This is a genomic window from Dictyoglomus sp. NZ13-RE01 (genome assembly GCA_002878375.1).
In the GTDB taxonomy this organism is placed as follows: Bacteria; Dictyoglomota; Dictyoglomia; order Dictyoglomales; family Dictyoglomaceae; genus NZ13-RE01.
In genome coordinates this window covers 59,792-68,391 of the sequence record NIRF01000010.1, presented here as the reverse complement: position 1 = coordinate 68,391, position 8,600 = coordinate 59,792, and the positions used below count along the sequence as shown (strand labels likewise).

Here is an 8,600-nt window from a genome sequence, read left to right as displayed (position 1 = left end):
TTATCAGGTTAAAGAAGAATGTCTATGTAAATGAGAAGCCAATAACCATGTTGCCAAAAGGGATTTATGAAGGAGTTCTAATTCATGGGATAGAAGCAAATGTATACATAAGAGGATATGAAGTGATAAATGGGAAGGAAGATTTTTACGCATATGTAACAAGTTTGCCAAAGGAGAGCATAGAATAAAGTTATTAAAGGAGGAATTAAAGAGAGGAATAATAAGCTTTGTAAATTTTGCCTTAAGAATAATTGAGATATTAAGATTGAAGTTAAAGATAAGCAAGAAAGGAAGAATTGTGCTTATGATTGGAGGTGATTAAAAGTGATTACAGATCAGGCTCAACTAGTATGTTGAGAAGATGATCTAATTTTAGTAGAATAAATATATGGAATTAGAGGTATTTAAGTTATTTGGTTTTCTTTTGGGAATAGGTGGAGGAAGTTTAGCTTTTTTATTATACTTCTTCTATAGATTTTCTTTTTTTAAGAAAATAAAAATAAAAAGGCATTTGATTTCTCTATCTTTTGTAACTGCCTTTTTTATCTCCTCAATTTTCTCTCCCCATAGAACCTTTTCCTTAGGTAATTTCTTTCTATTATTTCTTCTTTATATAGTTTATCTATTTTTTAGAGAGGAGGATTTTTCAAAAGATGTTTTGGATAGCTTATTAGATTATTGGATATTAGGAGCTATGATCTTAGCTTTTGCAGGAATAAATATTTATTTTTACAAAGGAGTTTATGCAGAAACTTATTTTATTCGTAAAAATGGTTTAGGGACTTTACTTGCTATGACCTTGCCTATATCCCAAATAAAGATCATTACTTCAAAGGAAAAACTGCTATATTTTCTATCTACTTTTATAATTCTTTCTGGACTTATTCTTACAATGTCCCAGGGAGCCATTATTGGTCTTTTAATAGGGGAAATAGTTCTTTTTATTTTGGGAGAAAAGAGAATAAGAAGGCAAATTAAAACTATTGGAATGATAGGGGTTTTGCTCCTTGGATTATTTATAGGACGCTCTTTATTAGTTAAAGATAATCTTTTTTCTTTTTTTCTTACAAGGCTTGATCTTAACTCTTCTTCCAAAACAGAGAGGATATATATTTGGAAGGCATCATGGCATATGTTTCTTGACTATCCAATAACAGGAGTTGGCTTTGGATGTTTTAGCTTGGAATATCCTCGTTATAAGCTTCCTCAGGCTTATGAACAAAACCATTCTTTTGCCCATAATCTTCCCCTTAATCTTCTTGCAGAGACAGGAATATTAGGATTTTTTACTTTTTCTTTTTTAACTTTGAGCTTTTTCTGGAAGGGAATAAAAGGCTATATTAGAAGTAAAGATTTAACTCTTCTTTCATTAATTGGAGGATTTACTGCCTATATGGTGCATCAACTCTTTGATGGAACTATGTGGTCTCTACACTTTGGAATTTTCTTCTTTTTGTTAGGTGCAATATTTAATAAGTATTATGAAACCTAAGGTTCTTTATCTTCTTCCTTACTTTAAGTATGGATATTTTATAGACTTTGTCTCAGAAGGTACCTGAGATAAGATGGTAGAAAAGACAAAGATTTGCTATATCAATCTCCTTAACTCTTCTAAATAGACTTTGTTTAATACGCCTGAGAGAAGGATCTGAGAGAGGGTGTAATATCCTCTTTTTTCTGCCCAATTCCACCACTTCTCAATGTTTTTCTCATTTATTAATCCAAAAAGTCTTTGTATGAAATTTCCAATCTCATAAACTTTTCCAAGCTGTATCATCATTTTTACCTCAGGGGTGGGATGCTTTTTGTAAAAATAGATGGCGGATCTTGCTCTTTCCCTCTCTTTATTTAAAAGATAAGATAGATTATGAAAATCAGGAGGCACCTGTAAATGCCAAACTAAAACCTTATCAGATTTTACCAATTTTACTCCCAATTTTTTTAACCTTATACCAAGCTCCAGATCTTCCCAGCCGTAGAAGGAAAAGTTTTCGTCAAAAAATCCTGCTTTGAGAAGGATCTCCCTCGATATACTGGCATTACCAGATGCAAAATAGGCAGTAGACATATCTCTTAATTTATATTTTTCTTTCCATGGGCTTTCAAAATTATATGTGTTTACTACCGGTCCCTGTACTAATACTTTAAAATTGTTTTCTTTTTGTATTTCATAGTGATTTTTAAGAAAATCCCTTTTTACATAGATATCACTATCGATAAAGACTATTAATTTTCCTTTTGAGATTTCAAGGGCTAAATTTCTTGTGTGGGCAGGTCCCCTTCTCTCAGAAGAATAAATATATTTTAAATTTTTGTGTTTCTTTGAATATTCTTCTATTAAATCCTTTGTTCCATCAGAAGACCCATCATCGGAAACAATTACCTCATAGGGCTGAGAAAAATCTTGCTCTAAAATCTGAGGAAGTATTATTTCCAAAATTTTTCTTCTATTATATGTAGGTATAATAACGCTTATCTCCATGCCCATATTATATCAGACAAAAAAATGGGAGCAAGGATTTTCTCCCTGCTCCCTTGTCACCCCTCACCCGTCACGCGTCACCAGTTTAAAACTTTGCGGATCCAGAAGCTATGAATTTTAAGTGGGATAGATCAGGGGATATGTTTTGGATTTGCTCTCCAAGGACTGCTACATCCACAGATAAACCAAGAAGGTTAACACCAGCTCCTACAGAATAGGTTAATCCTCTTACTGCAAGCTCTGCAGACTTTGTTGGATCGAGCTCCTCTAAGCGGATATTTCCGTAGGCACCTGCTCTTAATGCTAAGATGGGAAGAACCCAAAATTCTACTCCTGCATGTAATGTTCCATATCTCCAATTTTCAGGCTTATTCCAATTTTCTTCGCTAAAATTATTTGTTACATCAAAGTTTTCTAAGTCTAATGCTACCTTAATGGCTCCTAAATCTAATCCTGCACCTACATTAAAGAAGGATGGAAGCTTAATATTTGAGTAGGTTTCAGGTGCTGGATCATAGGTCCACCAGGCATCCCAATTACCCCATACAAAGTCATCGTGCCACATATAATCTCTTGTATAGTTGACACTGCTATATGCATTTTTATAAACTGCCCCAATTTTTATTAGGGCAAGCTCTAATATTGCTCCTACATCTAACGTATATCCGTCGATCTTTGCCCAGTCATAGGAATGGAATTGGGAGTCAGAACCTGGTGGTGGGGAATTAAAATCTTCACTTACTCCATGAAAAGAGTCACTTCTAAAATAAATTCCATCAACCTTTCTTGACACTTCTCCACTTATATAGGTAAGGTTTGCACCAAGAGCAATAGGTCCAAGTTTTTGTCCTAATCCTGCAGATATAGTGTTTAGTTTTGAAGTATCTGTTACATCAGAGTAAAAGTCAAACTTCATTTCCCATCCATCTGGGGCACGGCTTGTCCAATATCCTCCATCAAATCTTTGAACTGTTATAGGTGGTATAAATGGCTTTTTGTATGCAGCGCCAAGGTTGGATATGGCAACAGCGGCGTATAGAGGTACAAAGTTAAATTTGTACTCATACTTAGGATTCCCACTCTCATCATATCCTGTAACTTCTTTGTTTACTTCTCCCAATGCTAATACACTTAGATTAAAGTTTTTCACGTATGCTAAGCCTGCAGGGTTGTATTCTACTGAGGATGCATCATTTGCTAAGGCAGTTCCTGCACCACCCATAGCTATAATTCTTGCACTACCTCCACTCATCCAGGGAATAAAACTGAAAAGATCCAGAGTGTATGTTTCTTCCATAGTTCTAGTGTAAGTTTGAGCAAAACCAATGGTGAAAAGCAAAGCGATGCCTATTATGGTAGCTAATAGGAGCTTTTTCATTTGAGGACACCTCCTTAAATTTGATACCTTCAGTATAACATTATTTTTTGCTTTGTATGTGATATAAATCACACTTAAACTGTGATCTTTATCACGTTTACCAGCCTTTTTTCCAAACTATAGGCATTCTTCTACCAGTTCCAAAGGCTTTTGTAGTTACTTTTAAAACAGGAGGTGCCTGTCTTCTTTTGTATTCGGAATTGTCTATCCTTCTAATTATTGATTCTATGAAGTTTTTATCAAATCCAAGATCTTCAATTTCATCAATGGAAAGGTTATCCTCTATGTAAGCTTTGATAATTTTATCTAAGATAGGATAGGGAGGGAGAGAGTCTTCATCCTTTTGATTTGGTCTTAGTTCTGCAGATGGCACCTTTTCAATAACAGATTTAGGAATGATCTCTTTCTCTCTATTTATAAAATAGGCTAATTCGTAGACCATCATCTTAGGTACGTCTCCAATAACTGCAAGGCTTCCAGCCATATCCCCATAAAGGGTACAGTAGCCTGTGGCAAGCTCCGACTTATTCCCTGTAGTTAAAACCAAGTAACCTTCTCTATTGGATATGAACATTAAGATATTACCTCTTATTCTTGCCTGAAGATTCTCCTCTGCAAGATCAATAAGAGGATTTCCGTCAGGATTTAATATTTTTAAATAGGACTTGAATATATCTATTATAGGGATAATTCTAAATTCTATACCCAGATTTTGGGCAAGCATTTTTGCATCCTTTACACTTCCTTCTGAAGAGTAGATGGAGGGCATAGATACCCCAAGCACATTTTCTCTTCCCAAGGCATAAGTGGCAAGACAAGCTACCACCGATGAATCTATTCCTCCACTTAGTCCAATCACTGCCTTTTTAAATCCCAATTTATAGAAGTAATCTCTTATTCCAAGAATTAAGGCATTATAAATATCTTCAATACTTTCCTTTATCCCTACATATTTTGATAAGTTTTCTTCCTTGAGATCTACTACGCCAAAATCTTCCTCAAACCTTTTTCCGCTCCAAACTATTCTCCCTTCTGGAGAGATTACAAGGCTAAAGCCATCAAAGATTAGCTCATCATTTCCACCAACCTGGTTCACATAAACTATATATCTATTATATTTCTTAGCTAAATGTATAAGCATGTTGGATCTTAATTCTATCTTTCCATAGTGGTATGGGGATGCGGATATGTTTATTATAATCTCCGCCCCTTGAGATACAAGTTCTTCTACAGGATCTATCTCATAGATGGTTCTATTCCAAAAATCCTTATCATTCCAGATATCCTCACATATGGTAACTCCCAAATTGGCGAGTTTAAACATTATTGGGTGCCTATGTTTTGCAGGTTTAAAATACCTTGTTTCATCAAAGACATCACAACTTGGAAGTAGTGTTTTGTGCTGGTAGCCTAATAGCTTATTTTTGTAAAGAAGGATGGCGGAATTATATATTTTATCGTCATCATAGAAGGGAGTTCCTAATAAAATACCTATATCTTTGCTTTGAGGAATGATCTTTTCCTCTATAGTCTCTTTAATCTTTTTAGCTAAATCTTTTCTCAAAAGTATATCCCTTGGAGGATAACCTATTAGGGAAAGCTCAGGAAATATAATAAGGTCACAATTTTCTTTCTTTGCCTTCTCAATATATTTTAATATTTTTTCTGTATTTCCTCTTAAGTCTCCAATGATTGGATTAATCTGCGAAATTGCAATTCTTAACATTTTTACCTCCTTTTTAAGCTCCTTCCAAAGCAAAAATGCTTGCTCCTAATGCTCCCATAATTTGTGGATCCTCAGGAAGAAGAATATTAAATCCCAATAGGTCCTCTATAGCCATTTTAACTCCTTGATTTTTGGCTACTCCTCCTGTCATAACCACGTCTTTTTCTGCTCCTATCCTCTTTACTAAGGAGACCGCCCTCTTTGCAATAGAATAGTTTAATCCCTTTATTATACTATTTTTATTTTTACCTTGGGATAAAAGGGTTATTATTTCCGATTCTGCGAAAACAGTACATATATTTGTAATTTCAATGACTTCCTTTTCTTGCATATGAATTCTACCAAAATTTTCTAAATCTTCTTCCAAAACCTTTGCCATTACCTCCAAAAATCTTCCGGTACCTGCAGCACACTTATCATTCATAACAAAATCTAATACTGCTCCATTTTTCCCCACCTTTATTGCTTTACTATCCTGTCCACCAATATCAATTATGGTTCTTGCGGATGGGAAAAGAAAGTTTACCCCCTTTGCATGGCAGGAGATCTCTGTTTTTGTGAAGTCTGTAAAGTCAACCCTTACCCTTCCATAACCTGTAGCAGATATCTTTTTAACATCACCAAGCTCTATATTTAAATCTTTTAATAGCTCCATTATTAGGTCTTTGGCACTCTTATTCCCATCAATCCCTGTTTTTCCAATCCTATACCCCTTGATTTCTCTCTTATCGGATATTAAAACAACCTTTGTAGTAACAGAACCTATATCTACACCTAAGTAGTAGCTCATGATAGCACCTCCAAAAAGGCTTCTAATCTTGTTTTTGCCTGCTCAACAGGAAAATTAGTAGGATCTATTAGATCTCCATCAATAACTAATGCTGGAATGCCATTTTCTATAAGTTTTTTTCTCAAGATATAGGAGTTGCCTGAGCCTTGCCTGCATCCCCAATGATTAAAGATTATTACACCATCCGCCTTGTAATTTCTTACTCCTTCCAATGCCAGCTTGAACCTATCTTCCACATCTGAAAATATTCTTGCATTAATGATCTTCTTTGCAAGGGATATAAAGGGCTCATCCTCATCTAACTTTTCCCAATAAACATTACTGCTCTCTTCAAAAACAATACAACAAGATTTTTTATTCAAAAAATCAAAAAAGTCCGTTTTAAAATATGGTCCTAAATGGAGCCAATAAACCCTTATCTTACAATCTAAGAATTTCTTCTTCTTGATTCTATCTAATATTTCGTCCCTTAATGCCTTAAAAAATCTAACCCCCCAAAGGGATCCAAAGGTTGAAAAGATCATTCCAGCATAATCTAAAAAATTCTTTCCATCTATAACAACATATTCCTTTCTCAGCTCATTTATCTCTATCAGATAATCTCTTGCAATGTTAGAGTATCTTACTGCTTTTTTAAGTCCCTTTAATGGATCTTTAATGGCAAGCTTTTTAGATAGATTGAAGAATAGATTTTCGAGCTTTTTGGCAGTATATTGGAGAAAATTGTTATCCTTTAGAGGTAAATCTATGGGAAAATATTCGCTTCCAAAGATTTGAGAGACAATAAAGAAGGAGTGGAGAGCGGAATGGCAAGGATGAGAAGTGGTAACCATGTAATCTGGAATGGGAAGTATATTGTCCTTTATTAGCCCTATAATATTTCTATGTACGCTACAAAGGTCCTTTGAATAAAGGATCTCTTCGCTATCAAAAAGGGTTTTTTCTGCCCACCCTAAGGCGGATGTAAATCCTGATGCAACCTCAGGAAAGACTGGAAAAAGGTCTAATGCAAAAAGGATTTCAGAAGGCATTAGTATATTTGTCATGACAACCTTTTTTCTTCCCTGGTAGTTGTGCCTAACCAGGTCTAAGGCATACTCATAGGATATTCTTGTTACTTTATCCTTTCTATATTTTGTCTTCAATACAAGACTGGCAATAGGATAAACTATAGGGATTTTTAGTGCCTTTCTAATAGTATTCACATGGTCTAAGACTTCTATATTCATAATACCATCTCCAGAAAAGCTTCTAATCTCGTTCTAATCTGCTCTTTTATCCCTAAGGTATAGTCATCCTCCAATAAAAGGGTAGGAATTCCTTCTTTTTTTAGTTCTCTCACTAATAGAGGTATATAGAAAAGGATGGGATCACAGAATTTTAATGAGTAAAATATAACGCCTTTAACTTTTTCTTTTAATATTCTCTCCTTAATCTGAGAGACCTTATCCTTTAGATTTCTCCTTCTTACGCATCCTTCTCTTTTCATGTAATAATAGGCAAGATTATAGAAGGGATCTTTAGATACTGGCTTAATCTCTTCCAATGTTCTAATTCCAAAGCATGAATCGTCAAAAACTATGTTTATATCCATATCATGAATATATTCAATAAGCTCTAAGGGATACATGGTGGAGTAAAGATAAAACTTAGGCTTATTTTCTTTCCATTCCCAAGATATATTTAAAAAATCATTGATATTCATGGAGTGAAATAATATGTGGGAAAAGGGCATATTTTGGGCTTTCTTCCTCCCTAAATTATAAAGGTCTATTGATCTTTCTATATCCTCGATCTTTCCATTCTCATTAAGGCTAAAAAATAGTCTTTTCAGTTGTTCTGAGAAATATAAAATGTCTTCCTCTTCTTCTCCAAAGGGCACTTGAAGGAAAAAGATCTCTTCCGCCATATTTAGGAATTTCCATACCTCATATATCCTCTTAGAGGAGTCACAGGCATCGGTAAATATTGCTCTTGGAATTTTTATCTCTCTTCTTAATATTTCTTCGGTTGTAGCTCTGAGGTATGGGCATAGATATTTTGGTAGGTACTCATCGGTCCTTTCAAAGTATGTGGGAGTTGGTATAAAACGGAAAGGATTGTATCCTGCAGAATGGATAAGCTCCTGGGGCACATAGGCACAAAAATAAAAGACTGATGAGCTTGAATTTATATTTTCTATTTTACTTTCATTATAAAGCTCTTTTATTTCCCCCATCATAGC

Annotated in this window: 7 protein-coding genes; 1 reads left to right on the top strand and 6 read right to left on the bottom strand. The window is 34.6% G+C overall.

Translation table 11 applies throughout. From position 1 onward, the window contains the following. Window positions 1–388: 388 nt before the first annotated feature. Window positions 389–1,492 carry a hypothetical protein gene (locus CBR30_07475; protein ID PMQ01190.1) on the top strand — a complete coding sequence of 368 codons (1,104 nt, stop codon included), beginning with the start codon at window positions 389–391 and terminating at the stop codon, window positions 1,490–1,492. Window positions 1,493–1,588: 96 nt separating this feature from the next. Here CBR30_07475 and CBR30_07470 read toward each other — a convergent pair whose 3' ends face one another. From CBR30_07470 to CBR30_07445, 6 genes are all read right to left on the bottom strand, one after another. Then, on the bottom strand, window positions 1,589–2,482 hold the full coding sequence (locus CBR30_07470) for a glycosyl transferase family 2 (protein PMQ01197.1): 894 nt from the start codon (window positions 2,480–2,482) through the stop codon (window positions 1,589–1,591). Window positions 2,483–2,567: 85 nt separating this feature from the next. Beyond that, entirely contained in the window at window positions 2,568–3,860 is a 1,293-nt protein-coding gene (locus CBR30_07465) for a hypothetical protein (GenBank protein ID PMQ01189.1), read from the bottom strand. A gap of 97 nt (window positions 3,861–3,957) precedes the next feature. Then, window positions 3,958–5,586: an NAD+ synthase gene (locus CBR30_07460; GenBank protein ID PMQ01196.1), complete on the bottom strand. Its 1,629-nt coding sequence runs from the start codon at window positions 5,584–5,586 to the stop codon at window positions 3,958–3,960. Between the two features lie 13 nt (window positions 5,587–5,599). Continuing rightward, complete coding sequence (locus tag CBR30_07455) at window positions 5,600–6,376, bottom strand: 2-hydroxyglutaryl-CoA dehydratase (protein ID PMQ01188.1); 777 nt, start codon at window positions 6,374–6,376, stop codon at window positions 5,600–5,602. Beyond that, the gene (locus tag CBR30_07450) at window positions 6,373–7,605 is read right to left on the bottom strand and encodes a 2-hydroxyglutaryl-CoA dehydratase (GenBank protein PMQ01187.1); all 1,233 of its coding nucleotides are present in this window, start codon (window positions 7,603–7,605) and stop codon (window positions 6,373–6,375) included. The genes CBR30_07455 and CBR30_07450 overlap by 4 nt, the downstream gene beginning before the upstream one ends. Further along, the gene (locus CBR30_07445) at window positions 7,602–8,597 is read right to left on the bottom strand and encodes a 2-hydroxyglutaryl-CoA dehydratase (GenBank protein PMQ01186.1); all 996 of its coding nucleotides are present in this window, start codon (window positions 8,595–8,597) and stop codon (window positions 7,602–7,604) included. Before CBR30_07445 ends, CBR30_07450 begins: the two co-directional genes overlap by 4 nt. Window positions 8,598–8,600: the final 3 nt, after the last annotated feature.